This window comes from Amycolatopsis antarctica (assembly GCF_002262875.1).
Lineage (GTDB): Bacteria > Actinomycetota > Actinomycetes > Mycobacteriales > Pseudonocardiaceae > Amycolatopsis > Amycolatopsis antarctica.
In genome coordinates this window covers 24,462-50,192 of record NZ_NKYE01000022.1, presented here as the reverse complement: position 1 = coordinate 50,192, position 25,731 = coordinate 24,462, and the positions used below count along the sequence as shown (strand labels likewise).

The following is a 25,731-nucleotide window of genomic DNA, read 5'->3' as shown; positions in this document are numbered from 1 at the left end:
GACCGGCGCCCATACCGCGTTCACGAGCGGATCCCTACCGTGCGGGGACACCGAACCCCCAGGAGGCCCCGATGCGTGCCCGCCGCCTGCTCGCCGTCTGCGCCGCGGCACTCGCCGCCAGCACCGTGCTGTCCCCCTCCGCGGCCGCCGGGGCCTCGGAGCACGGACACTGCTCCGGCATCGAACGCGCCCGCGTTCCCCTTGCGCAGCAACAGAAGTCCGCCTGCCTGGACGAGCTGACCACGGCCGGTACGGTCGCCTCCGGGCACACCGTGCCCGCCGACTGGGCCGGGCTCACCGCGCAGGCACTCCCCCAGCCGCACGGGGTGCCGGGCGTGCAGATCGACGGCTACTTCCCGGACTCCTCGGCCACCAACACCCACCACGGCTGGAACCACGACGCACAGTTCACCCTGCGCCTGCCCGATCGGTGGAACGGCGGGCTCGTCGTCACCGGATCGCCCGGCAACCGTGCCCAGTACGCGAACGACCGGGCCATCGCCGACCAGGTGCTCGCGCAGGGCTACGCCTTCGCCGCCACCGACAAGGGCAACACCGGCGCCGGCTTCCACACCGACGGGCGGCGCCCCGGTGACGCGGTCGCCGAGTGGAACCACCGTGTCACCCAGCTCAACCTGGCCGCCCGCGCCTCCGCCCACCGCTACTACGGCCGCGCCCCGGACCGGGTACTCGCCGCCGGCCTGTCCAACGGCGGCTACCTGGTGCGCTGGCAACTGGAGAACAGGGCGGCACTGTGGGACGGCGGAGTGGACTGGGAGGGCACACTCTGGCGCGGCGAAGGCCCGAACCTGTTCGACTACCTGCCCGCCACCCTGCGCGATTTCCCGGTGTACGCGGCGGGCGGCCCGGACGCCGAAACGGCCAGGCAGCGCATCCTCGACGCCGGTTTCGCCCCCGGGTCGGAGTTCCTGTGGCAGTACCACCACGAGGTCTACTGGGACCTGACCCAGCGGGTGTACCGCGAGGAGTTCGACCCGGCCTTCGACGGCGAACTGGAAGCCGGGATCCCCTACTGCGCGACGGGAACCCCGGCCTGCGACGCCGACTACGACTACGTCTCCCGCCCACCCGAGGTGCACCGCGCCGTCGAACGGATCGGGCTCACCGGCCGGATCGGCGCGCCGCTGATCACCCTGCACGGCACGCTGGACACCCTGCTGCCGATCTCCCGGGACTCCGACGTCTACGCCGGGATGACCGCCGACCGCGGCCGCGGCCGCGGTGACCGGCACCGCTACTACCGGATCGAGAACGGCACCCACTCCGACGGACTCGTCGACGTCCACCCGGACCGGCTGCGCCCGATCGCCCCGTGTTTCCGGAGCGCGTTCGACGCTCTCGGCGGCTGGCTGGACGGACAGGCGCCACCGGCCTCGCGCACCGTGCCCGCCACCGAGGTGACCGGGGACGGCTGCGCGCTGGGCGACTGAACTCCCGCGGCGTCGGGGGAAGCCGTAGCCTCGCGCACCGCGACGAACCGGCCGGGCGGCACGTGACTAGCAGGTACGTGGCCTGCGAGTACCTGGCCCGCCGGCGTCAGAAGCCGAGGACCCGTTCGGCGAGCAGGTCCAGGATCCGTTGCTCCTGCGCGGGCGGGCGGAACTCCGCCGGGCTGCCCGGGTAGGTGTCGAAGAGGACGTGCGTGGCGCCGAGTCCGTCCAGCGCCTCGATGTCGGACCGGATCTGGTCCAGTGTGCCCTGTCCGAGCAGCCGGTCCTCGCCGAGCGCGGAGTCGGTGATCCGCAACGGGAGGCGCGGGGCGAAGTCCGGCACCGGGCGTCCCGCCGCCTCCGCGGCGGCCCGCAGCGCGGGCAGCCCCTTCTCACGCAGCCAGTCCAGCCGCAGGTTGAGCGGATGCCAGGCGTCACCGAACCGGGCGGCGCGGCGGATCGCGGCCGGGCTGGCCCCGCCGACCCAGACCGGCGGAGGGCGCACGGGAAGTGGGCCGGTGGCCACGTCGTCGAAGGAGACGTACCGGCCGTGCGCGGAGATCTTCTCCTCCCTCCACGCTCGGATCACGATGTCCAGGTACTCGTCGGTGATGGCGCCGCGTTCGGCGAACGGCACGCCCAGCGCGGCGAACTCCTGACGCGGCCAGCTCACGCCCACACCCATGATCAGCCGCCCGCCGCTGAACCTGTCGATGTTGGCGGCCATCCGGGCCGTCAGCAGCGGATGCCGGTACGGCAGCACCGTCACGGTGGTACCCAGCTCGATGCGGGAGGTCTGCCCGGCCAGCCACGCCAGGGTGGCGAACGGATCGTAGAACGGCGCCTCGTACTGCTCGGCGACGTCCGGGGTCACCGCGACGTGGTCGGAGGTCATCGCGAAGCCGAATCCGCGATCCTCCGCGTACCGCGCCCAGCCGAGCAGAGTGGACGGATCCGTCCCGTCACCGAAGTTCACGATCATCACGCCGTACCGCATACCGCCCCCAGGTCTCGCCTATGTCATCCGCCGGTTCACCAACCGGCCGGACGCACAGGTTATTCCGGCGCGGGCTCCGCCAGCCCGCCGAGGGTGTGCAGCCGCAGCGCGAGCTGGATCTCCAGCGCAGGATCGGGCTCCTGCCAGTCGGAGCCGAGCAGGGTCGAGATGCGTTCGAGCCGCTGCACGACGGTGTTCACGTGGACGTGCAGCACGTCCTTGGCCTTGCTGAGCTGACCGGAGCAGGCGAAGTACGCGCGCAGCGTCCGCAGCAGTTCGGTGCCGCGGCGGGCGTCGTAGTCCAGCACCGGGCCGATCGTGGACCGCACGAAACCGCCGAGGTCGGCGTGCCTGCCCAGCACCACGCCGACGAAACCCAGATCCTCCGGGGCCGCCCCGTCGCCGACGCGGCCGAGCGCGATCAGGGCCCGCAGGCACCGGACCGCCTCGGCATGCGATTCGGCGAGCGGGACCGGGCCGGACGCCGGGCCGGACGCACCCGCCGTCACCGGGCAGCCGAGGGTGACGCCCAGTTCCTTGGCCACCCGGGCGGCGACCTCTCCCGGGTGGCCGTTCCAGCTCAGCAGCACGACCTGTTCCGCGTAGACGCCGGCGAGCGCGCCGTGCCTGCCCGCCGCCGTGGCCAGCCGGGTCCGGGAGACCCCGTCCGCCCGCAGTACCAGGACGACCTGCGGGGCCGCCAGATCGACGCCGACCCGGTTGCCACGGCGCAACAGGGCCGCCGGGTCGCGGCCGGGGGCGTTCAGCAGGTCGACGAGCAGTTCCCCGCGCACCCGGTCCTCCGCCTCGGCGGCCGAACGGCGCAGCAGCAGCAACAGCGCCGTCACGATGCCCGAGCGCTCGAACAGCCTGCGGTCGGCGTCGGCGAGCACCGGACGGCCGGTGAGGGTGATGCTGCCGAGCAGTTCGGGGCCCGCCGACACCGCGCACGTCCAGGTGCCGCCCTCGGCGACCGCACGGCCACTCGCCCGTGAGACGTTCAGCAGCCGTTCGTTCTGCCGCACCGCACCGGTGCCGGCCGTGGCGAGCTCGCCGCCGTCCGCGTCGTGCACGGCGATGCCGCCGCCCAGTACCTCGGCGACGGCGGCCGCCACCTCCGGCACCCGGCCACCTGCCAGCACCAGGTTGGTCAGCCGGTCGTGCGCCTCCTGCGCGCGGGCGATGGCCTCGTTGTGCGCGCCGATGGTGGCGTTGGCCGCGCCCAGCTCGGCGAGGGCGGCCTCGGTGTCCTCGATCAGGCGGGCGTTGTCGATCGCGATGGCGGCGTGGTCGGCGAGCGAGGACAGCAGCGCGACCTCGTCCGGGGTGAAGGTCCGGCCCGCGCGGTCGCCCGCGTACAGCACGCCGATCACGGTGCCGCCCAGCGACAGGGGCACGCCGAGGATCGCGATCAGTCCCTCGTCGGTGACGGCCTCGTCGATCGGCCCGGTGTGGTCGAAGCGGTCGTCGGACGGGTAGTCGGCGGTGGCGTACGGCCGCGCGGTCTGCGCGACGAGACCGCCGAGGCCCTCCCCCATGCCGAGCCGCACCTGCTGGAACAGCGCCGAGGCCGAGCCGTCGGTGACCCGCATGTAGGTGGCCTCGGCGTCGTCGCTGTTCAGGCTCAGATACGACATGTCGACACGCAGCAGCATCCGCGCCCGGTGCACGATGGATCGCAGAACCGCGTCGAGATCGCGCAGCCGGGCCAGGTCACTGGCCGTGTCGAACAGCGCCGCAAGCTCCGCCTCGCGTCTGCTGTGGTCGGTCAGCGTGCGGCGCACCCGCAGTGCCAGATCGCCCGCCCGGTCGATCGCCACCCGCTCGCCGTCACCCGTCGCCAGGCCGCGGGCCGCGGCGACGACGGAGGCGAGCCGGTCGCTGCTCGCCCCCGCCGCCAGTAGTTCCAGCAGGTTTCCCGCGGCGTCGTCGATGCGGTCCATGCCGGCCATGCTTCTACGCCGCTACCGTGCCGCGCTAGACGCTGGCACGTTCCTGCGTCGCCGGGGAGACCTCGGTGTCCAGCGAAGCGCCCCGGGTCTCCTTCGCCAGATACACCGCGACGATGGTGACGACGCAGGTAGCAGCGATGTAGATGGAGATCGGCAGGCTGCCGCCCAGGTCCTTGAGCATCGCCGTGGCGATCAGCGGCGCTAGACCACCCGCCAGGATCGAGGCGAGCTGGTAGCCCACCGAGGCGCCGGAGTAGCGGACCCGGGTACCGAACAGCTCGGAGAAGAACGCCGCCTGCGGGCCGTACATGGCGCCGTGCAGCACCAGCCCGATCGTCACCGCGAGGATGGCTTGCCCGGACGACTTGGTGTCGAGCATCTCGAAGAAGACGAAACTCCAGACGATCATCGACGTCGCACCGAAGATGTAGACGATGCGCCTGCCGAGGTGGTCGGAGAGCAGCCCCCACAACGGAATCGACACGAAGTGCACGGCCGAGCCGATCAGCACGGCGTTGAGTCCGACCGACTTCGACAGTTCGAGTTCGTTGGTGACGTAGATCAGAATGAACGCCGTGAGGATGTAGTACGAGACGTTCTCCGCGAACCGGGCGCCCATCGCGATCAGCACCGCGCGCCAGCTGTCCTTGAAGACCGTGATGATCGGTGCCTTCTCCGGCTTCCCCTCGGCCTCGGCCTTCGCCTGCGCCGCCAGGAAGATCGGCGATTCCGACACGGAGAGCCGGATCCACAGGCCGATGGCCACCAGCAGGCCCGACAGCAGGAACGGGATGCGCCAGCCCCAGGCCTCGAAGGCCGCGTCCGTCTGCACCGCGGCCAGGATCGCCAGAACCGCCGTGGCGAGCAGGTTGCCGCCGGGAGCTCCGGCCTGTGGCCAGGATGCCCAGAAGCCGCGCCGCCGGGCGTCGCCGTGTTCGGAGACGATCAGCACCGCCCCACCCCACTCGCCGCCGAGGGCGAAGCCCTGCACCAGGCGCAGGAAGATCAGCAGCAATGGCGCCGCCACGCCGACCGACTGGTACGTCGGCAGCACGCCCATGAGGAACGTGGCCCCGCCCATCATCAGCAGGCTGATGACGAGGAGCTTCTTCCGGCCGATCTTGTCGCCGTAGTGACCGAACACGAGGCCGCCCACCGGACGGGCGAGGAAACCGACGGCGTACGTGCCGAGTGCCAGCAGGATGCCGTTGAACGGATCGGCGGTCGGGAAGAACAGCTTGTTGAACACCAGGCTCGCCGCGGAGGCGAAGAGGAAGAAGTCGTACCACTCGATGGTGGTGCCGACCAGGCTCGCTCCGACGATCTTCTTGATCGAATTCTTTGCTGGCGTGTTCTCGGGCGTGACTGCGTCCGTCACATCGATCACCACTTCGTTGTGGGGTGGGCGAAACCGGGCTGAATTGCGGTGCGGTGCGAGATCACGAGGCGGTCCATCCGCCGTCGACCGGCAGGGACGCGCCGGTCAGGCTGCCCGCGTGGTCCCCGCACAGCCAGGTGACCAGCGCCGCGACCTCGTCGGGCTCGACGAGCCGCTTGATCGCGGTGCGCCGCAGGAAGACCTCCTCGACGACGGCGTCCTCACCGATGCCGTGAGTACGGGCCTGCGCCTCGATCTGGCTCTCCAGCAGGGCGGTACGCACGTAGCCGGGGTCGACGCAGTTGCTGGTGACCCCGCGCGGGGCGCCCTCCAGCGCGGCGACCTTGCTCAGTCCCTCGAGGCCGTGCTTCGCCGCCACGTAGGCCGCCTTGTTCGGGCTCGCGCGCAGGCCGTGCACGCTGGAGATGTTGACCAACCTGCCCCAGCCGCGCTCGTACATCACCGGCAGGCAATGGCGCATCAACAGGAACGGCACGGTGAGCATGAGCCGCTGGATGGCCTCGAAGCGCTCCGGCGGGAACTCGGTGATCGGTGCGACGTGCTGGATGCCGGCGTTGTTCACCAGGATGTCGACGTCGGCGGGCAGTGCGCCGATGGCGGAGGGGTCGAGCAGGTCGGCCACGTGCCCGAGGGCCCCGGTGCACTCGGCCGCCTCGACGGTGGCCGCCGGGTCGCGGTCCACCAGGTGGACCTTGGCGCCGGCGCCGGTCAACGCCCGCACGCAGGCGAGGCCGATCCCAGCGGCGCCGCCGGTCACCAGTGCGGTCCGGCCCCGCAGGTCGGCCGGGGATGAGCTGCGATTCATGGGTGCCGACGGTAGGGACCCGCCGGCAGGTCAGCTATGTGGTCGCGGGCCACAACTTCCCGCACCGGTGTGGTGCTGCGCCACGGCCGGTCAGGGCAGGGTCAGGATCTCCGCGCCGGTCTCGGTGACCACGAGCGTGTGCTCGAACTGGGCGGTCCACTTCTTGTCCAGCGTGGTGACCGTCCAGTCGTCGTCCCATACGTCGTACTCGATGGTGCCGAGGGTGATCATCGGCTCGATGGTGAACGTCATGCCCTGCTCGATCACCGTGGTCACCGAGGGCTCCTCGTAGTGCAGCACGGTGGGCGGGGTGTGGAACGCGGGCCCGACACCGTGCCCGGTGAAGTCGCGGACGACGCCGTAGCCGAAACGGTTCGCGTACGCCTCGATGACCCGGCCGATCACGTTCAGCCTGCGCCCGGGGCGCACCGCCTTGATCGCGCGCATGGTGGCCTCGTGGGTGCGCTCCACCAGCAGGCGCACCCGCTCGTCCACGTCGCCGGCGAGGAAGGTGGCGTTCGTGTCGCCATGCACGCCGCCGATGTAGGCGGTGACGTCGATGTTGCAGATGTCGCCGTCCTCGATCACCGTCGAGTCCGGGATGCCGTGGCAGATCACCTCGTTCAGCGAGGTACAGCACGACTTGGGGAACGAACGGTAGCCGAGCGTCGAGGGGTAGGCGTGGTGGTCGACCAGGAACTCGTGCACCACCTTGTCCACGTCGTCGGTGGTGGCACCCGGTTTGACGGCCTTGCCGCCTTCCTGCAGCGCCTGCGCTGCGATCCGGCTCGCCACCCGCATCGCCTCGATGACCTCGGGGGTACGCACCCCGTTGCCGTTGTCCCGCTTGGGCGCGGGCCGGTCCACGTACTCGGGACGGGCGATGCTGGCGGGTACGGGGCGGCGCGGCGTCTGGACGCCGGGCAGCAACGGGGCGCGCGTGGACATGACCTCCACCTTACGACGCCCCGCGCGGACGCTCAGCCGAGCCCGGTCAGGAACCGATGCGCCGCGTCCACGGCCGGTGCGGACGTTCCCCCGCCCACCAGCAGAACGGCGAAGGCGAGGTCGTCGTCGTAGCCGACGAACCAGCCGTGCGAACCGGTGCCGTCGCCGAACTGGGCGGTTCCCGTCTTGCCGTGCACGCCGGGAAGCTGCGCGAGCGCGCCGGCGGTACCGCCGGTGACCACCTCGCGCATCATCGACCGCAGCGCCGTCAGTACCTCGGGCCGCAAGGGCGCGCCCAGCCCGCTCGCCTCCGCGGGCATCCCGCGGATCAGCGTCGGCACCGGGGTCCGGCCCGCCGACACGGTGGCCGCGGCGACCGCCATCCCGAACGGGCTGGCCAGCACGGTCCCCTGGCCGAAGCCGTTCTCCGCCTGCTGCACCACCGTGCCCGCGGGCGGCGCCGCGCCGGTGATGGTGGTGACGCCGGGCAGCACGAAGTCGGCGCCGATGCCGAGCGAGGCGGCGGCGTCGGTGAGCGCGGTGGCCGGCAGCTCGGCCGACAGCCGCGCGAAAGTGGTGTTGCAGGACCGGGCGAACGCGGTGCGCACCGGCACGGTGCCGAGGGCGAACCGGTCGTCGTTGGGGATCAGCCTGCCGCCGATGACCGTCGTGGACGGGCAGTCCACCTCCGTCTCGGGCCCCGCCTTCCCGGAACCGAGCGCGGCCGCCGCGGTCGCCATCTTGAACGTCGACCCCGGCGGATAGCGGCCGGTGAGCGCGATCGGGCCCTGCTCGTCCGCCGCCGGGTTCTGTGCCACGGCGAGGAGTTCACCCGTTTCCGGTTCCAGCGCAACGATCGCCGCGGGCACCGGAACCGGCCCGAGCGCGTCCTCCGCCGCGCCCTGGACCCGGCGGCTCAGCGTGCTCACCACCGCGTCGGCCGGGCGGGCGGGCTCGGCGCGCAGCTCGGCGAGTTCGGCACCGGTCGCGTCGACGGTCACCACCCGCCAGCCCGCACCGCCCGCGACCCGGTCCTCGACGATCGTGCGGATCGCGGGCAGGACCTGCTCGCCGAGGTCCCGGTCCGCCGGGAGCATGCGTTCCTGCTCGGTGAACCGCACACCCGGCAACTCGTAGATCGCGGGCTTCACCCGCCGGTAGTCCTCCGTACGCAGGACCGCCACCGGATAGGGGCGCTCCGGTGCTGCCGTGGCGGCGCCGTCCACAATGGACTTCTTGGTGATCGCCGGTTCCAGTGGTCCCAGCGCGTTCGCCAGTGCGGCGGCGACCGCGGAAACGTCGCCCGCCTCGGCCGGGTGCAGCGCCACCGCGACCACGGTCTCCGGCTGCAGCAGGGCCGCGCCGTCCCGGTCGAGTACCGGGGCCGGTTCCGGCGTCTCGGTGCGCACACCCAGGGTCTGCTGCGCGGCCAGGTCCGGGTGCACCAGCGACGGCAGCCAGTGCAGTCGCCACTCCTCCTGTGCGGAGTAGAGCTGGGCCCGTGCCTCGTAGGACCAGTCGCGTCCCTGGGGCAACCGCCAGTCCACCCGGTAGGTCGCGGTCGCGCTGGAGGCTCCCGCCGGTACGTCCACCGACAGCACTTCGGCCGTCAGGGACTCGGGTGCGAGCGCCGTCCTGGCCTGGCCGAGGACGGTCCGCGCGGAGTCCGGCGAGTCGGTGAGCCCCGCCGCGAGTTCGACGTCACCGGAGCCGAACGCCGCCAGGAACTCGGCGACCAGTTCCTCCGGCCCGTCGTCGCCGAAGACACCGCAGCCGGCGCCCGTGACGGCCGTCGCCGCCGCCAGCAACGCGACCGCGAACCGATGCCGAACTCCCACGAGCGGGAAGTATGCCCGTCACGGACCGAGCCGCCGGGCCGAAACGCCGTGTCGTGGCGGACCGCTCAGAACAGGACGGTCGCGTAGCAGCCGACCTGCCGGAAACCGATCTTCCGGTACGACGCCAGCGCGGCACCGTTGTACGAGTTGACGTACAGGCTCGCGGTGCGGTTCATGCCGCGCACCAAGCGGTTCACCACCGTGGCGGTGCCTGCCGAGCCGAGCCCGTGACCACGCCTGCTCGGATGCACCCAGACACCCTGGATCTGCCCGACCGTGCCGGACAGCGCACCGATCTCCGCCTTGAACACGACCTCGTCCCCGTCGAAGCGGGCGAACGCGCGACCACCCGCGATCAGCTCGGTGACCCGGGCGCGGTAGCTGGCACCGCCGTCGCCGGCCCTCGGGTCGACGCCGACCTCCTCGATGAACATCGCGACCGCGGCGGGGAGATAGCGGTCGAGTTCGTCCGGGCGGACGGCGCGGACCAGCGGATCGGCCAGGACCGAGGACGGCGCGTCCATGGCCATCAATGGCTGGTCGTGCCGCACCTCACGGGCCGGCCCCCACTCCGGTGCCAGTTCGTCCCACAAGCCCAGCACCTGCTGCGCTGGGCCGACCAGCGAGGAGCAGGTTCGTCCCCTGCGCAGCGCCCGGTCGGCGAACGAGCGCAGAGCCGGGGCGTCGCCACACAGGGGGACGAGGTTCGGGCCGGAGAAACACAGAGCTTCGATGCGGCCCTGCCGGGGGGAACGAGCGTCCGCAGACCACAGCTCGCCGCCGAGCCGCCGGGGGTTCACCCCGGCGATCTCGACCCGGGCGCCGACCATGCAGGTGCCCACCGGGTCCGCCGAGAGCGCGGCACGAACCGCCGGGTAGTCCCGTTCGTCGAGTAGCCGTGCACCGGCCAGCCGCAACACAGGACTAAGAGTGCCAGACGGACGCCGAATAGGGAAAACCCGCGTTCCGGTGCGCCCGCGGCCGGCCGCTTGCCCTGGCCGGCCGATGCCGGTTGGATCGGCGTCCATGCAGCGATTCGAGTACCGCGTCGTCGAACTCCGCGAGAAGATGATCGGCGGCAAGATGTCCGGCGACCGCCTCGAGCGAGTGCTCAACTCCGAGGCGGCCGAAGGCTGGGCGCTGAAGGCGATCACCTCGGCCGATGTGAAGGGCCGGATCGGCCCCGGCGGCGTCGACGGCCTGCTGCTGACCTTCGAGCGTCCCGCCGGCTGAGTCCGCGCTCACGCGCCCCGGTACGTCCCGAAGGTCCAGACATTGCCCTCCGGATCGGCGAGGCCGACGTTGCGGGAGCCGTAGTCGGTGTCGTAGGGCGCGTGCACCACCGTGGCCCCGGCCGCGACCGCGCGCTCGTGGACGGCGTCCGGATCGGCCGTCACCACGTAGAGCCACTGCCCGCCCGCAGGCGGCTCGGGCACGCCCCCGGACGGCGTTCCGGCCGAGCCGTACATGAGACCGCCACCCTCGGGCCAGGTCAGTTCCGCGTGCACGATCGCGGTGCCGTCCTCGCCCCGCACGGTCAGCGCCTCGGCGAAACCGAACACCTCGGTGAGGAAGCGCCGGGCCGCGTCGGCATCGGCGTAGGTGAGACAGGGCCATACTCCTGGGCTGTTCATGTCGTCGAGTGTTCGCCGGGAGAGCGCGGCTCGTATTGGAGATTTGGGAGTTCCTCGGCGATCCAGGTGCCGGGCGTGCATCCGGCCAGTGCGCGCCACTCGTTGCTCAGGTGCGGCTGGTCGTAGAAGCCGCACGCCACGGCCAGCTCGGCCAGATCGGTGTCCGGCCGGGCACGCAGCGCCTCGCAGGCGCGCTCGAAGCGCAGCACCCTGGCGGCCTGTTTCGGGGAGAGGCCGAGTTCCGCGCGAAAGCGTTCGGAGAAATGGCGCCTGCTCCAGCCGACCTCGCCGGCCAGCGTCGCCACGGCTCCGGTACCGCCGTCGGCGAGCATCCGGCGCCACGCCCAGCCGATCTCCGGTGCCGGGCCCGGAGCCTGCACCGACTCGGCACGGAAGGTCTGGTCCAGGATCGCGAACCGGCGCGGCCAGGATCCCGCCTCGTGCAGCCGCTCCGGCAGTTCGGCCAGCCGGGGCCGGTCCAGCTCGGCGAGTCCCACGACATGGCCGGACAGCTCGGCCGAGGGAAGGCCCAGCAGGTTCCGCACGCCCAGCGGATGAAGATCGATGTGCACGCCGCTCTGCTCGGCGTCCTGCGCGATCAGCGCACTGCTGGTGTGCATGCCGCCGACGAAACCGGACAGCTCGGCCGGGGCCTGGCCGCCGGGCATTCCCACGATGCGCACCGGGGCGGCGAGGCTGACGACCAGGGTGAGGTGCCGCGAGGGCAGGCCGCGGTGCAGGCTCAGCGTGCAGCCGTGCTGGGTGTAGCCGGTGTAGCGCGTGATCATCCGCCGCAGCGCGGGATGCGGTGCGGAGACGGCCCACTCGTCGGCCTGGCTCACCGCACCAGACTAGGCGCTGTCCCGCGATCCCGTGCTCGCGGTACTCGCGGTACTCGCGCCGGGAACGACGGAACGGGCTCCGGGCGCGATCAGCCGACCGTGACGGTGGGACCGCCGGCCTCGGCGGACTCGGCGGCCTCGCCGGACTCCTCGGCGATCCGCATGGCCTCCTCGATCAACGTCTCCACGATCTGCGCCTCGGGCACGGTCTTGATGACCTCGCCCTTGACGAAGATCTGCCCCTTGCCATTGCCGGAGGCGACACCGAGGTCGGCCTCGCGGGCCTCGCCGGGACCGTTGACGACGCAGCCCATGACAGCCACCCGCAGCGGAACCTCCATGCCCTCGAGCCCGGCGGTCACCTCGTCGGCCAGCTTGTAGACGTCCACCTGCGCACGACCGCAGGACGGGCAGGAGACGATCTCCAGCTTGCGGGGGCGCAGATTCAGCGACTGCAGGATCTGCGTGCCGACCTTGACCTCCTCCACCGGCGGGGCGGACAGCGAGACGCGGATCGTGTCGCCGATGCCCTGGCGCAACAGCGCACCGAAGGCGACGGCCGACTTGATGGTGCCCTGGAACGCCGGGCCCGCCTCGGTGACGCCGAGGTGCAGCGGGTAGTCGCACTGCTCGGCCAGCAGCTCGTAGGCGCGCACCATGACGACGGGGTCGTTGTGCTTGACCGAGATCTTGATGTCGTGGAAGCCGTGCTCGGCGAACAGCGAGGCCTCCCACATGGCCGACTCGGCCAGCGCCTCCGGCGTCGCCTTGCCGTACTTCTCCAGCAGCCGCTTGTCCAGCGAACCGGCGTTGACGCCGATGCGGATCGGCGTGCCGTGGTCCCGTGCGGTGCGGGCGATCTCGGCGACCTGGTCGTCGAACTTGCGGATGTTGCCGGGGTTCACGCGCACCGCGGCGCAGCCGGCCTCGATGGCGGCAAAGACGTACTTGGGCTGGAAGTGGATGTCGGCGATCACCGGGATCTGCGACTTGCGGGCGATCGCGGGCAGCGCCTCGGCGTCGTCCTGGGTCGGGCAGGCGACGCGCACGATATCGCAGCCCGCGGCGGTCAGCTCGGCGATCTGCTGCAGGGTGGCGTTGATGTCGGAGGTGACCGTGGTGGTCATCGACTGCACCGAGACCGGGTGGTCACTGCCGACGCCGACCGGTCCGACCTGGAGCTGACGGGTCTTGCGACGGTCCGAGAGCACGGGGGGCGGGGTGGCGGGCATACCGAGCGCGACGGTCATCGGATCCTCTGCTGCTGCGTTGCGAATGCGTCCGTCCGCCACGATACCGCCCGACCGGGTGTCACCCGCCGCGAGCCGGTCGCCCCCGGGCGGGAGACGACTCGGCGTGCGCGGGACGACCTGGGGAAACGCTAGGGCGAGATGCGGATCGGATTGACGATGTCCGCGGTGACCGTGAGTAGGACCACGGCACCGCCCACGAAGACGAGCACCATCGTCACCGCGGACAGTTTCGAGTAGTCGACGGGCCCGCCCGCCGCCTTCCCGCGCATCTTGCGGAACATGTCGCGAACACGTTCGTACCAGGTGATCGCGATGTGCCCGCCGTCCAGTGGCAGTAGCGGCAGCAGGTTGAACACACCGACGAAGAAGTTCAGGCTCGCCAGCAGCAGCAGGAACAGTTCCCACAGGCCCTGCTCGACGGCCTCGCCGCCGATCCGGCTGGCGCCGACGACGCTGACCGGGGTGTTCGGGTCGCGTTCGCCGCCGAAGATCGCCTCGACCACCGCCGGGATGCGCTCGGGGAACTCGATCAGCCGCTGGAAGGTCTGCACGAACATGTCGCCGGTGAAGGCCAGCGTGCCGCCGACCGCGGTGCCCGCGTTGTACTCGAACATCCGCGGGAAGGTGACGCCGATGGAACCCTTCTCCACCACCTGCGGGGCCGCGTCCGGGTTCTTCGGATCCACCACCGGGCGGTCGACCCGCTCCACGTTGATGGTCAGCGGGACGATCGTGCCGTCGCGGTCCACCTCGATCGGTGTCGGCCCGGACAGCGGCTCCACCTTCGCCGTCACGTCGGCGTAGGACGGGGTGGCCGCCCCGGCCACGGAGACGATCTCGTCGCCTGCCCGCATCCCGCCCTGCAGGGCGGGTGCGGTGGTGCCCGGCCCGCAGGCGGGGGTGCGCAGTTCCGCCTCGGTGCGGGCGTCGGCGACACACGGGGCGACCGCCGCCACCTGCGGCGTGCCCGCCAGGTTCGGCAGGCCCATCGTCGCGGCCATCGCGTAGAGGATGATGAAACCCACGATGAAGTGGGTGACCGAGCCGGCCGCCAGCACCACGGTGCGCTTCCACGTCTTGAAGCGCCACATCGCCCGGGAGGACTCCTCGGGGGTGACCTCGTCCATCGCCGTGAAGCCCGCGATGTCGCAGAATCCGCCGAGCGGGATCGCCTTCAGGCCGTACTCGGTGTCCTTGCGGCGGAAGGAGAAGACGGTGGGGCCGAAGCCGACGAAGTAGCGCCGCACCCGCATCCCGAACATCCGGGCGGTGACCATGTGGCCCGCCTCGTGCAGGGCGACGGAGATGCAGATCCCCAGCGCGAACAGCACGACTCCGAAAATGTAGGCGGCCACGCGCTAGTTCCCTCCGGCCATGATCGTGGCGGCCCGGGAACGTGCCCATTCCTCGGCCGCGAGTACGTCGGCGACATCGCGGGGGTCGCGATGCCATTGGTCGGCGGCCTCGACCACCTCCGCAACAGTGTCCACGATGGACGTGAAGCTGGCGTTCTGTGCCAGGAACGCGGCCACCATCTCCTCGTTCGCCGCGTTGTAGACGGCGGGCAGGCAGCCGCCGACGGTGCCCGCGTGCCGGGCCAGCCCGACGGCGGGGAAGGCCTCGTCGTCGAGCGGTTCGAAGGTCCACGAGCCCGCGGTGTCCCAGGTGCACGGCCGCGCCGCCCCCCGTACCCGGTCCGGCCAGTTCAGGGCCAGCGCGATCGGCAGGCGCATGTCCGGCGGGCTGGCCTGGGCGATCGTCGAGCCGTCGACGAAGGTGACCATCGAGTGCACGATCGACTGCGGGTGCACGACGACGTCGATGCGCTCGGCGGGCATGTCGAACAGCAACTGCGCCTCGATCAGTTCCAGGCCCTTGTTGACCAGGGTCGCCGAGTTGACGGTGATGACCGGGCCCATCGCCCAGGTCGGGTGCGCCATCGCCTGCTCGACGGTCACCTCGTCCATCTCCGCCCTGCTCCGGCCGCGGAACGGCCCGCCGGAGGCGGTCAGCACCAGCCGCTCCACCTCTTCGGCCCGGCCGCCGCGCATCGCCTGCGCCAGGGCCGAGTGCTCGGAGTCGACCGGTACGAGCTGATCGGGTCGTGCCGCGCCGAGCACCAGGGGGCCGCCCGCGATCAGCGATTCCTTGTTGGCCAGCGCGAGCGTGGCGCCGGTGCCGAGCGCGCGCAACGTCGGCTCGAGTCCCTGGGAGCCGGGCATTCCGTTCAGCACGACGTCCACCGGGACCGCGTCGATCAACTCCAGCACGGCGTTCTTCCCGGCGAAGATGCGCGGCAGCCGGAACTCGCCCCGGGAGTAGCCGCGCTTCTGCGCCTCCGCATAGAGCGCGAGCTGCAGGTCCTCCACCACGGTCGGCCGGATCACCGCGATCGCCCGCACCGAGTGCGCGATGGCCTGCGCGGCCAGGACCGCCGGATCGGAACCGCCCGCGGCGATCCCGGCGATGCGGAACAGCTCGGGGGCCGCCGCGGCCACGTCGAGCGCCTGCGTGCCGATCGAGCCCGTGGAGCCGAGTACGAGGACGGTCCGGCCGGGGGCGGGAGCCGAGCTGGGAGGAGTCATCGCGGCCATTGTCGCCCACGGTGTGAGCGGGTCCTCGGTGAGCCACCCCGTCCGATGTGAAATCATCGAGGGGTCAGCGTGACGTGGGCCGTGAGGAGAGATCGTGGCAGGCAAGGCCGTCGAGAAGCAGCAACGGGCGGACGTCGGCGCCGTGGATCCGCGCGACGAGCCCTCCGCCGAGTGGGGCTGGCACGGGACCTTCCCGAAGGCCACCCGGATCGCCGCGTGGTTCAGCGCGTTAGCGCTGTTCCTCATGCTCATCGGCAACCACGTCAACGCGATGGAGGACATCTGGCTGATCGGTCTCGGAGTGTCCCTGGTGGCGACGCTGCTCTGGGACATCCGCCGCGGTCGCACCTCCTGGCGGCGCTGAGCCGGTCTCCCGGCGGCCCGCCGCCGTGGCCGATGTCCCGAGTCGGCACGACTACCAGGTCCCGTCCGAACACATTCCAAGGATCGCCGAGGTTCGCGGTGACGTGCCTGCGGGGCAAGGGAAACGCGGCGCTCCGGCCGTGCGGTCAGCCCGCGCTGGGCAAGGTGAGGATCTCGGCTCCGTCCTCGGTGATGGCGATCGTGTGCTCGCTGTGCGCCGTCCGGCAGCCCGTCGCGCTCCGGAGGGTCCAGCCGTCGGCGTCGGTGACGAGCTCGGCGGTGTCCGCCATGACCCACGGCTCCAGCGCCAGCAGCAGTCCGGGGCGCAGCGGGCATCCACGACCGGGTCGTCCGGTGTTCGACACGTGCGGGTCCTGGTGCATCGTCGATCCGATGCCGTGGCCGCCGAACTCGGTGTTGATCGGGTAGCCCGCCTCGTCCAGGACGGAGCCGATGGCATGGGAGATGTCACCGACGTGGCCTCCGGGGCCTGCTGCTGCTATCCCCGCGTGCAGCGCGCGTTCGGTCGCCTCGATCATCGCCACGCTCTCCGCGGGTGCCGAGTCGCCCACGATGAAGCTGATGGCGGAGTCCGCGGCGATCCCGTTCCTGGAGACGGCCAGGTCGAGCGTCAGCAGGTCGCCGTCGGCGAGCTGGTAGTCGTGCGGCAGTCCGTGCAGCACGGCGTCGTTGACGGCGGTGCAGATGTAGTGGCCGAACGGTCCGCGCCCGAAGGACGGCGCGTAGTCGACGTAACAGGACTGCGCCTCGGCCTCGACGATCAGGTCCTTCGCCCACCGATCGATGTCCAGGAGGCTGGTGCCGACAGTGCTGCGACTTCTCACCGTCCGCAGGATGTCGGCGACCAGTGCGCCCGTGCCCCGTGCGTGGGCCAGCTCGGTGGGGGTCAGGATCTCGATCATGCGGCGCCCTTCTCACGCTACCAATAACTATCCCGTCCATACTATACCGGTGCGGTCCTCGGTTCCACGGGACGTCCGCGAAGGCCGGACCCGGGCGGTGCCCGAGTCCGGCCGGTATCCGTTGCCTGCGTGGCTAACGGACGAAGCGAATATCCGGATGATGCGGTGACGGGCCGTCGAGCAGGGGCTGAGGCCGGTGCCGGAGATGCTGTTCGAAGAACGCCTCCACGTAGGCACGCACGGACCCGGACACCCGGCCTGGATCAGCGGTGCTGCCGATCAGCCCGGCGACGGTCTCGCCGGGAACACCGATCTCCTCGAGCTGCAACAGAATCGCGAGGTGGTCGGTGAACACGTGGTGCCTGGCGCGCGGGATCGCCAGGTCCAGTTTCCCCGCGGTGGAACGGTTCCACAGTGAGGCCCACGCCGGATTGCTGTGGTGGGTGCGCAGTATCCAGTCCGGCTGCTGACCGGGCGGGGGCAGTTCCGACACCGAACTCTCCGAGCCCATCAGCAGGAACGGCCGGTCGAGACCATGCTCGGCGACCGGCATCGGCTGCTCCCCCATCGAGTCGTAGGCGAGGAACCCGTCCATGTCGACGGCCGAGTCGATCCGGCGATCCTCGGACATCGCCTGGGCGGCCGTGTCGCCACCGGCCGAGTGCCCGACCATGCCCACCGAGTCGAGGTCCAGGGCCGCGCCGAGGCCCGGCGGCAGGGCTCGCCCGTCGGCGTCGGGCTTACGACCCGCACCGAGTTCGGTGAGCTCGTCGAGCACGAAGTGGGTGTCCCGGACGCGGACGTCGAAGACCTTTCGCAGCAGCGCCGCCTGGTCGGGGTCACCCGCGTCGGCCACTCTGGGCCGCAGCCCGTCGGGGAACTCGACCTCGGTCTCGTAGGTGTGGTCCACGGTGACGACCACGTAGCCGTGACTGGCCAGATCCGCGGCGGCGCCACTGCCGTAGACGCGGGACTCGAACGCGCCCGGCGAGTACAGCACCACCGGATACCCGCCCGCCCGCCCGGTCACCGGCGGTGCGGCGGCGGCGTGCGTCTCGATGTTCGCCCAGTCCACCCGTCCCTGGTCCAGACCGAGTTCCGGCGTGACGGTCCGGTCGAGGTGGTTCGCCAGCTCCGGTCCGGTGTACGGGGCGGGCTCACCGCCGCCGCCCGCCGGATACCAGACCGTCGTCATGAGCTGCCGCTTCTCGGAGCCCACCCACGGGTCGGCCCGATCCGGGTCGAGCAGCCGCAGGTCCGTCTTCCCGACCGCGTGCGGGCCGGTCGGCCGCGCCACACTCGGGCGCATCGCCGCCCCCTCGGGTGCCGCCGCCGCGGGCAGCCCGGTGAACAGCAGCGCGGCCGCCATCACCGCGGCCGCGCCGCCCAGGATCTTCCGTCCGGTCATGTCGAGCTCCTGCCGATCGTTCGCGTCGACCACGGCCGCTGTCGCCGATGCCGGGTCCGGTCACGGTGATCGATTCGACCGGAAACGAGGAGGGTGCGCGATCATCGCCGCGCTACGAAACGGGTAGCACCCGCACTACCGATGCGGGTCCGGGACCCGCGCACACGCGGGGACCGCCGCACGGCGATGCGCACGACGGCCCCCGCGTCCCCCTTTTTGGCTAGCCGGTGAACTGGATGCGGCGCAGTGCCCGCGCGGCAAGAAAGAACAGTCCCACGGCGAGAACGAGGAAGAGCCCGGTCTCGATCAACTGGAAGGTGAGCAGCCGCTCCGCGGGCTGCACATCGGTGTACTCGGTGATGGCGCCTCGCCGCCGCAGGCAGTTCTCGGTCTCGCGCAACGGTGCGCTCACCTCGGGCTTGCACAGGGTGTGGTCGCCGACGACCGCGCCGGTGGCGTCCAGATAGCCGGAATCGACCTGAAGCGCGGTGTCAGGGATGTTCCTGACGTGGTCACGGTTCGGCAGGGGCGTCGCGATCCGCTCGGGTGGCAGGTAGTACGGACGGATCAGCGAGTTGACCGCCGACCGGACGGCGAGGAACACGGCAAGGGTGCCGCCCATGGCGAGCACCGTTCGGCGCAGGAGCACGCTCAGTGTCACGCCGAGCGCGATGGCGAAGACGGCGAAACCCACCTGCACGACCGGCGAGGCTTCGAAGGCCGGCATGAGGAAGCGGGGGTACGAATCCTGCCGGACGGCGACGATGCGGTCGACGACCGCGCTCGCGGTCAGGCCCGCGATCGCCGCGAGAACGGCAGCGGCGACCAGCAGGACGATCGTCTGGCCGAGGAACCAGCGGGTCCGTGAGACGTCCTGGCTCCACACCAGCAGATGGGTGCGCTGCTCGAACTCGCGACTCAGCAGCGGTGCCGCCCAGAACACCGCGAACAGGGCGGCCAGCCCCGGCAGCAGGTCGACCAGCAAGGAACTCGAACCGGTCGCCCCGACAGGAGGGGCGGGGGTGAGTTCCCGCGCCTGCTCCGATCCCGTGCTGATCGCGTACACGAGGTACCCGAGCACCAGCGCCGTGGTCCCGGCGATGACCCACCGGTGCTGACGCAGCGCGAGCGCGGCCAGGCTGCTCGTTCCGATCGACCGTTCGGTACTGGTCACGCCGGCACCTCCGCGGTCCGGCTCGCCGCGAGGTGGGCGAGCACGAGGTCGTCCAGCGGCACGGGTCTGGCCAGCCAGCCCGCGGGCGGCGATCCGGGAACGTCCTCGGCGGCGTGCACGAGAAAGCTGGACTGGTCGTCCTCGTGCCGCGCGTGCACCACCTCGCCGCCGACGGGGGGTGTGTCGCTGCGCGGGCCGACATAGCGGATGTGTTGCCGCAGCAGGGAATCGATCTCGCCGCGGGCGAGCAGTCTGCCACCGGCGAGCAGCAGGAGATGGTCGGCGACGCCGTCGAGTTCGGTCACCCCGTGCGTGGACATCACCACGGTGGTTCCGCTGTCCGCGACCTCGGTCAGCAGTTCGGCGGTCACCTCCCTGCGCACGAGCGGGTCGAGGCTCGCGAGCGGCTCGTCCAGCAGCAGCACCGAGGGCACCGCGGCGAGGGCGAGCGCCAGCGCCACCTGCGTCCGCTCCCCGTCCGACAACTTCGCGCACGCCCGGTCCGCGGGCACGCCGAATCTGCTCAGCCAGCGGTGTCCGCGCCGGACGTCCCACACCCGGTTCAGCCGGGCGAGAGCACGGAACATGTCCGAGGCCGTGAGCGAGCGGTACAACGGCTTTTCCTGCGCCACAAACGAAACCCGGCCCGAGCTGACGGCGCTGCCCTCGTCCGGCCGGTAGAGCCCCGCCAGCACTTTCAGCAAGGTGCTCTTGCCCGCCCCGTTGGCGCCGACCAGCGCGGAGACGGTGCCCGACCGCAGGTCGAAGGAACAGTCCCGCAGCGCCCGCGTGCGGCCCAGCCGTTTCGTCAGGCCGTCCACCCGCACGGCGACAGCGTCGTTTCTGGTCTCGTTCACCGGCCGACCTCCCCCTGGTCCTCGAACAGCACCGCGCCCAGCAGTGCCTCGATGTCGTCGTTCGCCAGCCCCTCGTCCCGTGCGCCGCGCACCCACTCGGCCAGACCCGCACGCAGGCCGGTCATCGTGTCGGCCTCGACGGTGTTCAGGGACCGCCGGACGTAGGTGCCCGACCCCTGCCGCGCCTCGACAAGGCCCGCGACCTCCAGTTCGCGGTAGGCCTTGAGAACGGTGTTCGGATTGACCCCGCTGGAGGCCACCACCGCCCGCACCGTCGGCAGCCGGTCTCCCGGCACCAGCCAGCCCATCCGCAACGCCTCCCGGACCTGCCGCACGAGCTGCAGGTAAGCCGGCAGCCCGGCGGATCGATCCACTCGGAACTCGACCATGCCAACCCTAATTGTGTCGCTTAACTAGAACAATAGTAGATCAATCAGCGCGCTGGACGTCAAGAAGCCAGGTCGAGCGCGGTATTCCGTCGCGGGCGCGGAGCGAACGAAGCCCGGCCGGGAAACCCGCGGTGCCACGGTGAAGCCGGTGACCTACGACACCGACCTGTGCCGTGCGGACGGTTGACCATGCCGCACCGGCACCCCTTTTACTGACGGTCGCCGGTACGCCCGTGCCGGTGGACCCGATCGACTCCCGAGGAGCGTCCGTCATGGCGTGGAACACTCGTCAGGTCGCCGAACTCGCGGGCACGAACCTGCGTACGGTGCGGCACTACCACGAGCTCGGCCTGCTCGCCGAACCCGAACGACGCCACAACGGCGACACGTACTACGGCATGACCGAGTTGATGGGCGTGCTGCGGATCAGGCGGCTGACCGAACTCGGGTACTCACTGCGCCAGATCGCCGCCCTGGACCGCGCCGACAAGCGACCGGGAGGGTCCCTCCGGTCCGTGGACGCCACACTCGCAGCGACCGTCGACCGGCTACGGCGGGCGCGCTTCGATCTCGCGATACGGCTGCGCGGGGACGGTTCGGCCCGCCTGCCGTCCGAAGCCGCCGCGGCGGGCCTGTCCGAGGCCGACCGCGCGTTCTCCGCCGTCATGGCCGAGGTACTCAGTCCCCCCGCGCTCGACGCCTACGCCGAGATCCTGCGGAACCACCGCGGCCTGCCCGACTCCGCCGAATTCGACGGCCTGCCGCCGGACGCGGACGAACAGACCCGGCGGGAACTCGCCGAACGCCTGGCACCGCAGGCACGCGGGTTGCTCGCCGAGCACCCCGGACTGCGTGACCCGAGTGTCCGTTCGGCCGCGAACACGATCGAGCACGCGATCGACGAGCTCTACAACCCCGCCCAGGTGGACGTTCTCGGCCGCGTCCGGCGCGCGCTCCGCGACACCGGCACCAGTGCCGCGCGGCGGTAGACGGCCTCCGCGAATCGCGTGCCTGAGCGGGCGGCGGGCACCGCGGCCCGCTCAGGCGCGGGCGATGGCGATGGACCCTTCGAGCCGGGCTCCGGCCTCGTAGATCATGTACTCCCGGCCGTTCTCGGTGCCGAAGCTCGGTGCCGCGCACCGGCCGCGGTCCGGTGCGCCTGCCAGCGGCCGGTGGAAGATCCCGAGGTGCTCGCGCCTGCTGAAGTCGTTGCCGACCTCGGTGATCAGCAGGTTGCCGCCGGCTTCGATGTTGGTGTTGTAGACGACGTAGGTGCTGCCGTTGCGCCACAACAGGTGCGGGCCCCCGACGTTGGCCGCGCCCACCTCGGCATGGTTGATCAGCGGCTCCTGGGCGAAGGTCCAGTTCCGGCCGTCGGCCGACCAGCCCCAGCCGATGTCGCGATGGTCGGTGCTGTTGTTGACCATGAACACCATCACGTACCGCGCGTTCTTCGACGGCAGGTCGTGCCGGAACACCCGCGCGTACGAGGTTTCCGTGGTGCCCTCCGGTTGCAGGCGGGTGGACAGCACTTCCTTGTCGTAGTCGAAGTGAATGCCGTCCTTGGAACGGGCGAGCCTGGTGACGGTGTTCTCCCCGTGGAAGTACAGCCAGAGTTCCTTCTCGTCCTCGTTCCACAGCACGTGCGGTGACGAGACATGGCTGACCGAGTACTCCCCCGGCCAGTTACGGGAAACGATCGGGTTGTGGGGGTACTCGGTGAACGGGCCCTCCAGAGAATCGCCGTAGGACAGGCAGATCCCGCCCGGCGGGTCGTGCGGCGCGTAGTAGAGGTAGTAGCGGCCGAGCGGGTTGGCGATCCGTCCGGAAACCCCGCGGATACAAGGAAAGATCAGTTCCTTGGTCGGATTGTAGATCAGTTTGTCCTTGTCGAACGCGGTCCGGACGAAGCGGTAGTCCGGGAAACCGGCGGGGCCGGCGAGGGCGGTCGCGGGGAACGCCGCCCCCAGGCCCGCCGCGGCTCCGAGGCTCGCGGTTCCGAGCAGCATCTGACGTCGGGACAGGCTCATGGCGGCTCCTTCGTCGCTGAAGTGGCTCAAACGACGGTAAGCACAGGCTTCGACACCGGTCAACGTGCTAATACGTATTAGTGCAGCCACTGATCGATTTCTGGCCGATTCGGACAGAAACGTTGACGCACACCTTCGAGCGATTCAGGCTGTCGCTAATTCGCATTAGCTCAACGCGGTAGCCGAAGGGAGTGTCGATGGCACGGGGACCACGCCAGGCCGACATCGCCCGGATGTCCGGGGTGTCCCAGGCGACCGTCTCGGTGGTGCTCGGGGGTAACCGCGCGGGTGTGCGGCTGGCCGAGGACACCCGCCGGAGGGTGCTCGCCGCGGCCGAGGAACTGGGCTACGTCCCGGATCCGGTGGCCACCAGGCTCGCCTCCTCGCGGAACAACCTGCTCGGGCTCTACACCTTCACCGCGACCTTCCCGACCGACGTCGCCGACTCGTACTACCCGATCCTGGTCGGCGTCGAGGAGGAAGCCGCCGAACTCGGCCAGGACCTCATCCTGTTCACCGGGTCCAGCGCGGGCACTCGGACGCACGACCACACCCGGATACACCGCACCAGGCTCGCCGACGGCTGCCTCTTCCTCGGCAGGCACGTGCCGGACGAACCGATTCGCGAACTGGTCGCCAGCGGCTTCCCGGTCGTCTACATAGGACGGCGCGAGGAGCTGGGCGGGACCATCCCGTACGTCGGCGCCGACTACGTCTCCGCGTCCGCCGAGCTGATCGGCAGGCTGGCCGACGCCGGGCACACCACGATCCGGTACCTGCGCGAGGACGACGACGCGCCCTCGTCCAGGGACCGCGAACAGGGTGTGCTCGCCGGTGCCGCCGCGCACCGGCTGGACGTCCGGGTGGACCGGTTCGACGGTGCGGGCCTGCCCGACCTCGGACGCTGGGCCGCCGAGGGCGTCACCGCGGTGGTCGTCGAGGAGACCGACACCGGCGCGGTCTTCCACGCCGTGACCGGCGCGCTCGCCGCCGCCGGGATGTCGGCGCCAGGGGATCTGTCGCTCGCCGTTCTCGGCCGCCCGCCGGCGGGCGTACCCGGGCCGGTGGTCAGCGGGTTCGAGGTACCACGGCGTGAGATGGGCCGCGGTGCGGTCCGCCTGCTCGACGCACTGGTCGGCCCGGACCGCCGGGCGGCACCCGAGCTGCACCGGCTCTTGCCCTGCGCACCCGTCGCGGGGGACACAATCCGACGGAATCAGGACGTATGACGACATTGGGCAAGACGGAACTGGACACGGAGATCCTGGTCGCGGGCGGCGGACTCGGCGGTGTCGCCGCGGCGCTCGCGGCGGCCCGCGCGGGACACCGCGTCGTGCTCACCGAGGAGACCGACTGGATCGGCGGTCAGCTCACCGCGCAGGCGGTGCCGCCGGACGAGAATCCGTGGATCGAGCGCTTCGGCGGCACCCGCACGTATCGCGAGCTGCGCGAGCGGATCCGCGACTACTACCGCCGCAACTACCCGCTGCGGGCGGGCGCACTGCGGTTGCCGGAACTGAACCCGGGCGCCGGACGCGTCAGCAAGCTGTGCCACGAACCCAGGGTCGCGCTCGCGGTGCTGCGGGAACTTCTCGCGCCGCAGATCAGCGCGGGCCGGATCACCCTGCTGCTGGAGCACCGGCCGGTCGGCGCGTCGGCGAAGGGAGACCGGGTCGAGTCGGTCACCCTCTCCGGCCCGGACGGCGAGAACGTCCTGGTGCGCGCCGAATACGTGCTCGACGCCACCGAGAACGGCGACCTGCTACCGATGGCCGGGGTCGAGTACGTCGTGGGCGCCGAGTCCCGCGCCGAGCACGCGGAGCCGCACGCCCCCGAGGAGGCCGATCCGGTCAATCTGCAGGGAATCACCTACTGCTTCGCACTGTCCCACCACGAGGGCGAGAACCACGTCATCGAGCGACCGGCGATGTACGAGTTCTGGCGGGAGTACACACCGGAGTTCTGGCCGGGGCCGCTGCTCGGTTTCCTGGCACCGGACCCGCGCACGCTGGAACCCGTCGAACGGACCTTCGTGCCCAACCCGGACACCGACCCGCTCGACGTCAGCGCCGACCAGAGCGCGGACGCGGGCGACAAGGAACTGTGGGGGTTCCGCCGCATCCTGGCCCGCGGCCTGCACGAGCCCGGCGCCTTCGACTCCGACATCACCCTGGTGAACTGGCCGCTCAACGACTACTGGTTGCGGCCCGCGCTGGAGATCGAGGGCAGGACCGGCCCCGCCGACGTGGAACGCGCGCACTACGAGGCGAAGCAGCTCTCCCTGTCGGTGCTCTACTGGCTGCAGACCGAGGCCCCGCGACCCGACGGCGGCACCGGTTTCCCCGGGCTCAGGCTCCGCCCCGACGTCACCGGCACCCGGGACGGGCTGGCGAAATCCGCCTACGTCAGGGAATCCCGGCGGATCCGGGCCGTCACCACCGTCACCGAACACGCTGTGTCGGCCGAGATTCTCGGCGTACGCGGCCGGGTGTCTCGGCCCGATTCGGTCGGTGTCGGCAGTTACCGGATCGACCTGCATCCGTCCACCTCGGGTGACCGCTACATCGACGTGGCGAGCGTTCCGTTCGAGATCCCGCTCGGCGCCCTGTTGCCGGTGCGGGTTACGAACCTGTTGCCCTCGGCCAAGAACGTCGGTACGACCCACCTGACGAACGGCTGCTTCCGGCTGCATCCGGTGGAGTGGAACATCGGCGAGGTGGCCGGCCTGCTGGCCGGGTTCGCGCTGCGGCGCGGGGTCACCCCGCAGGCGGTGCGTGCCGAGGAGAAGCTCTTCGACGAGTTCGCCGCCGAACTCGACCAAGCGGGGGTCGAACGGCACTGGCCCGAAGTGCAGGGCTACTGAGCAGTCCGAAA

General features: G+C 71.1%; 24 protein-coding genes. 6 read left to right on the top strand and 18 right to left on the bottom strand.

The window, feature by feature from the left end; genetic code table 11:
* The first annotated feature begins 71 nt into the window (after positions 1-71).
* On the top strand, positions 72-1,451 hold the full coding sequence (locus CFN78_RS26340; RefSeq protein WP_094865736.1) for a 3-hydroxybutyrate oligomer hydrolase family protein: 1,380 nt from the start codon (positions 72-74) through the stop codon (positions 1,449-1,451).
* Between the two features lie 106 nt (positions 1,452-1,557).
* Here the strand turns inward: CFN78_RS26340 and CFN78_RS26335 are convergent, their stop codons facing one another.
* The 7 genes from CFN78_RS26335 to CFN78_RS26305 all read right to left on the bottom strand — a co-directional run bounded on the left by CFN78_RS26335 (position 1,558) and on the right by CFN78_RS26305 (position 10,310).
* Positions 1,558-2,436 (bottom strand): TIGR03619 family F420-dependent LLM class oxidoreductase, encoded by an 879-nt coding sequence (locus CFN78_RS26335; protein WP_205660659.1) that lies wholly within the window; start codon positions 2,434-2,436, stop codon positions 1,558-1,560.
* Positions 2,437-2,507: 71 nt separating this feature from the next.
* Positions 2,508-4,400: a helix-turn-helix domain-containing protein gene (locus CFN78_RS26330; protein ID WP_420807930.1), complete on the bottom strand. Its 1,893-nt coding sequence runs from the start codon at positions 4,398-4,400 to the stop codon at positions 2,508-2,510.
* Positions 4,401-4,425: 25 nt separating this feature from the next.
* Positions 4,426-5,778 (bottom strand): MFS transporter, encoded by a 1,353-nt coding sequence (locus CFN78_RS26325; protein WP_165777720.1) that lies wholly within the window; start codon positions 5,776-5,778, stop codon positions 4,426-4,428.
* Positions 5,779-5,839: 61 nt separating this feature from the next.
* Positions 5,840-6,604 carry a 3-hydroxybutyrate dehydrogenase gene (locus CFN78_RS26320; protein WP_094865734.1) on the bottom strand — a complete coding sequence of 255 codons (765 nt, stop codon included), beginning with the start codon at positions 6,602-6,604 and terminating at the stop codon, positions 5,840-5,842.
* Positions 6,605-6,694: 90 nt separating this feature from the next.
* A complete protein-coding gene (gene map, locus CFN78_RS26315; protein ID WP_094865733.1) occupies positions 6,695-7,552 on the bottom strand; it encodes a type I methionyl aminopeptidase in 858 nt (285 codons plus the stop codon).
* A 32-nt stretch (positions 7,553-7,584) separates the two neighbouring features.
* Positions 7,585-9,390, bottom strand: coding sequence for a penicillin-binding transpeptidase domain-containing protein (locus tag CFN78_RS26310; RefSeq protein WP_094865732.1), 1,806 nt, complete (start codon positions 9,388-9,390; stop codon positions 7,585-7,587).
* A gap of 65 nt (positions 9,391-9,455) precedes the next feature.
* Complete coding sequence (locus CFN78_RS26305; protein WP_094865731.1) at positions 9,456-10,310, bottom strand: GNAT family N-acetyltransferase; 855 nt, start codon at positions 10,308-10,310, stop codon at positions 9,456-9,458.
* A 106-nt stretch (positions 10,311-10,416) separates the two neighbouring features.
* Here CFN78_RS26305 and CFN78_RS26300 point away from each other — a divergent pair, with 106 nt between their 5' ends.
* On the top strand, positions 10,417-10,623 hold the full coding sequence (locus tag CFN78_RS26300; RefSeq protein WP_094865730.1) for a DUF4177 domain-containing protein: 207 nt from the start codon (positions 10,417-10,419) through the stop codon (positions 10,621-10,623).
* 8 nt (positions 10,624-10,631) lie between these two features.
* On the opposite strand, the gene CFN78_RS26295 is transcribed toward CFN78_RS26300, so the two are convergent.
* From CFN78_RS26295 to dxr, 5 genes are all read right to left on the bottom strand, one after another.
* Complete coding sequence (locus CFN78_RS26295; RefSeq protein ID WP_094865729.1) at positions 10,632-11,024, bottom strand: VOC family protein; 393 nt, start codon at positions 11,022-11,024, stop codon at positions 10,632-10,634.
* Entirely contained in the window at positions 11,021-11,812 is a 792-nt protein-coding gene (locus CFN78_RS26290; protein ID WP_094865777.1) for an AraC family transcriptional regulator, read from the bottom strand. Before CFN78_RS26290 ends, CFN78_RS26295 begins: the two co-directional genes overlap by 4 nt.
* A 143-nt stretch (positions 11,813-11,955) precedes the next feature.
* Entirely contained in the window at positions 11,956-13,116 is a 1,161-nt protein-coding gene (gene ispG, locus CFN78_RS26285; RefSeq protein WP_094865728.1) for a flavodoxin-dependent (E)-4-hydroxy-3-methylbut-2-enyl-diphosphate synthase, read from the bottom strand.
* Between the two features lie 131 nt (positions 13,117-13,247).
* Positions 13,248-14,474, bottom strand: coding sequence for a M50 family metallopeptidase (locus CFN78_RS26280; protein WP_094865727.1), 1,227 nt, complete (start codon positions 14,472-14,474; stop codon positions 13,248-13,250).
* Positions 14,475-14,477: 3 nt separating this feature from the next.
* On the bottom strand, positions 14,478-15,704 hold the full coding sequence (gene dxr, locus CFN78_RS26275) for a 1-deoxy-D-xylulose-5-phosphate reductoisomerase (protein WP_420807929.1): 1,227 nt from the start codon (positions 15,702-15,704) through the stop codon (positions 14,478-14,480).
* A 103-nt stretch (positions 15,705-15,807) separates the two neighbouring features.
* On the opposite strand from dxr, the gene CFN78_RS26270 reads away from it, so the two are divergent.
* Entirely contained in the window at positions 15,808-16,077 is a 270-nt protein-coding gene (locus CFN78_RS26270) for a DUF2631 domain-containing protein (RefSeq protein WP_094865725.1), read from the top strand.
* 145 nt (positions 16,078-16,222) lie between these two features.
* Here the strand turns inward: CFN78_RS26270 and map (CFN78_RS26265) are convergent, their stop codons facing one another.
* The 5 genes from map (CFN78_RS26265) to CFN78_RS26245 all read right to left on the bottom strand — a co-directional run bounded on the left by map (CFN78_RS26265) (position 16,223) and on the right by CFN78_RS26245 (position 20,827).
* On the bottom strand, positions 16,223-16,999 hold the full coding sequence (map, locus tag CFN78_RS26265) for a type I methionyl aminopeptidase (protein ID WP_094865724.1): 777 nt from the start codon (positions 16,997-16,999) through the stop codon (positions 16,223-16,225).
* A gap of 133 nt (positions 17,000-17,132) precedes the next feature.
* Positions 17,133-18,407: an alpha/beta hydrolase family protein gene (locus CFN78_RS26260; RefSeq protein ID WP_133116492.1), complete on the bottom strand. Its 1,275-nt coding sequence runs from the start codon at positions 18,405-18,407 to the stop codon at positions 17,133-17,135.
* A 220-nt stretch (positions 18,408-18,627) separates the two neighbouring features.
* Positions 18,628-19,581, bottom strand: coding sequence for a hypothetical protein (locus CFN78_RS26255; RefSeq protein ID WP_094865722.1), 954 nt, complete (start codon positions 19,579-19,581; stop codon positions 18,628-18,630).
* Positions 19,578-20,438 (bottom strand): ATP-binding cassette domain-containing protein, encoded by an 861-nt coding sequence (locus CFN78_RS26250; RefSeq protein ID WP_205660658.1) that lies wholly within the window; start codon positions 20,436-20,438, stop codon positions 19,578-19,580. The genes CFN78_RS26255 and CFN78_RS26250 overlap by 4 nt, the downstream gene beginning before the upstream one ends.
* Positions 20,435-20,827, bottom strand: coding sequence for a GntR family transcriptional regulator (locus CFN78_RS26245; protein ID WP_094865721.1), 393 nt, complete (start codon positions 20,825-20,827; stop codon positions 20,435-20,437). Before CFN78_RS26245 ends, CFN78_RS26250 begins: the two co-directional genes overlap by 4 nt.
* Positions 20,828-21,099: 272 nt before the next feature.
* On the opposite strand from CFN78_RS26245, the gene CFN78_RS26240 reads away from it, so the two are divergent.
* Entirely contained in the window at positions 21,100-21,816 is a 717-nt protein-coding gene (locus tag CFN78_RS26240) for a MerR family transcriptional regulator (protein ID WP_094865720.1), read from the top strand.
* 51 nt (positions 21,817-21,867) lie between these two features.
* On the opposite strand, the gene CFN78_RS29980 is transcribed toward CFN78_RS26240, so the two are convergent.
* Entirely contained in the window at positions 21,868-22,857 is a 990-nt protein-coding gene (locus tag CFN78_RS29980) for a glycoside hydrolase family protein (protein WP_094865719.1), read from the bottom strand.
* 197 nt (positions 22,858-23,054) lie between these two features.
* Here CFN78_RS29980 and CFN78_RS26230 point away from each other — a divergent pair, with 197 nt between their 5' ends.
* Both CFN78_RS26230 and CFN78_RS26225 read left to right on the top strand, forming a co-directional pair.
* Positions 23,055-24,086: a LacI family DNA-binding transcriptional regulator gene (locus tag CFN78_RS26230; protein WP_094865718.1), complete on the top strand. Its 1,032-nt coding sequence runs from the start codon at positions 23,055-23,057 to the stop codon at positions 24,084-24,086.
* Entirely contained in the window at positions 24,083-25,720 is a 1,638-nt protein-coding gene (locus CFN78_RS26225) for an FAD-dependent oxidoreductase (protein ID WP_094865717.1), read from the top strand. Before CFN78_RS26230 ends, CFN78_RS26225 begins: the two co-directional genes overlap by 4 nt.
* The last annotated feature ends 11 nt before the right edge of the window (positions 25,721-25,731 follow it).

Excerpts from the sequence above, each read along its gene's own strand:
- CFN78_RS26300 (WP_094865730.1), top strand. The coding sequence starts at position 10,417 with ATGCAGCGATTCGAGTACCGCGTCGTCGAACTCCGCGAGAAGATGATC.
- CFN78_RS29980 (WP_094865719.1), bottom strand. The coding sequence starts at position 22,857 with ATGAGCCTGTCCCGACGTCAGATGCTGCTCGGAACCGCGAGCCTCGGA.
- CFN78_RS26240 (WP_094865720.1), top strand. The coding sequence starts at position 21,100 with ATGGCGTGGAACACTCGTCAGGTCGCCGAACTCGCGGGCACGAACCTG.
- map (WP_094865724.1), bottom strand. The coding sequence starts at position 16,999 with ATGATCGAGATCCTGACCCCCACCGAGCTGGCCCACGCACGGGGCACG.
- CFN78_RS26225 (WP_094865717.1), top strand. The coding sequence starts at position 24,083 with ATGACGACATTGGGCAAGACGGAACTGGACACGGAGATCCTGGTCGCG.
- map (WP_094865733.1), bottom strand. The coding sequence starts at position 7,552 with ATGTCCACGCGCGCCCCGTTGCTGCCCGGCGTCCAGACGCCGCGCCGC.
- ispG (WP_094865728.1), bottom strand. The coding sequence starts at position 13,116 with ATGACCGTCGCGCTCGGTATGCCCGCCACCCCGCCCCCCGTGCTCTCG.
- CFN78_RS26290 (WP_094865777.1), bottom strand. The coding sequence starts at position 11,812 with ATGATCACGCGCTACACCGGCTACACCCAGCACGGCTGCACGCTGAGC.
- CFN78_RS26245 (WP_094865721.1), bottom strand. The coding sequence starts at position 20,827 with ATGGTCGAGTTCCGAGTGGATCGATCCGCCGGGCTGCCGGCTTACCTG.
- CFN78_RS26295 (WP_094865729.1), bottom strand. The coding sequence starts at position 11,024 with ATGAACAGCCCAGGAGTATGGCCCTGTCTCACCTACGCCGATGCCGAC.
- CFN78_RS26230 (WP_094865718.1), top strand. The coding sequence starts at position 23,055 with ATGGCACGGGGACCACGCCAGGCCGACATCGCCCGGATGTCCGGGGTG.
- dxr (WP_420807929.1), bottom strand. The coding sequence starts at position 15,704 with ATGACTCCTCCCAGCTCGGCTCCCGCCCCCGGCCGGACCGTCCTCGTA.
- CFN78_RS26330 (WP_420807930.1), bottom strand. The coding sequence starts at position 4,400 with ATGGCCGGCATGGACCGCATCGACGACGCCGCGGGAAACCTGCTGGAA.
- CFN78_RS26320 (WP_094865734.1), bottom strand. The coding sequence starts at position 6,604 with ATGAATCGCAGCTCATCCCCGGCCGACCTGCGGGGCCGGACCGCACTG.
- CFN78_RS26340 (WP_094865736.1), top strand. The coding sequence starts at position 72 with ATGCGTGCCCGCCGCCTGCTCGCCGTCTGCGCCGCGGCACTCGCCGCC.
- CFN78_RS26260 (WP_133116492.1), bottom strand. The coding sequence starts at position 18,407 with ATGACCGGACGGAAGATCCTGGGCGGCGCGGCCGCGGTGATGGCGGCC.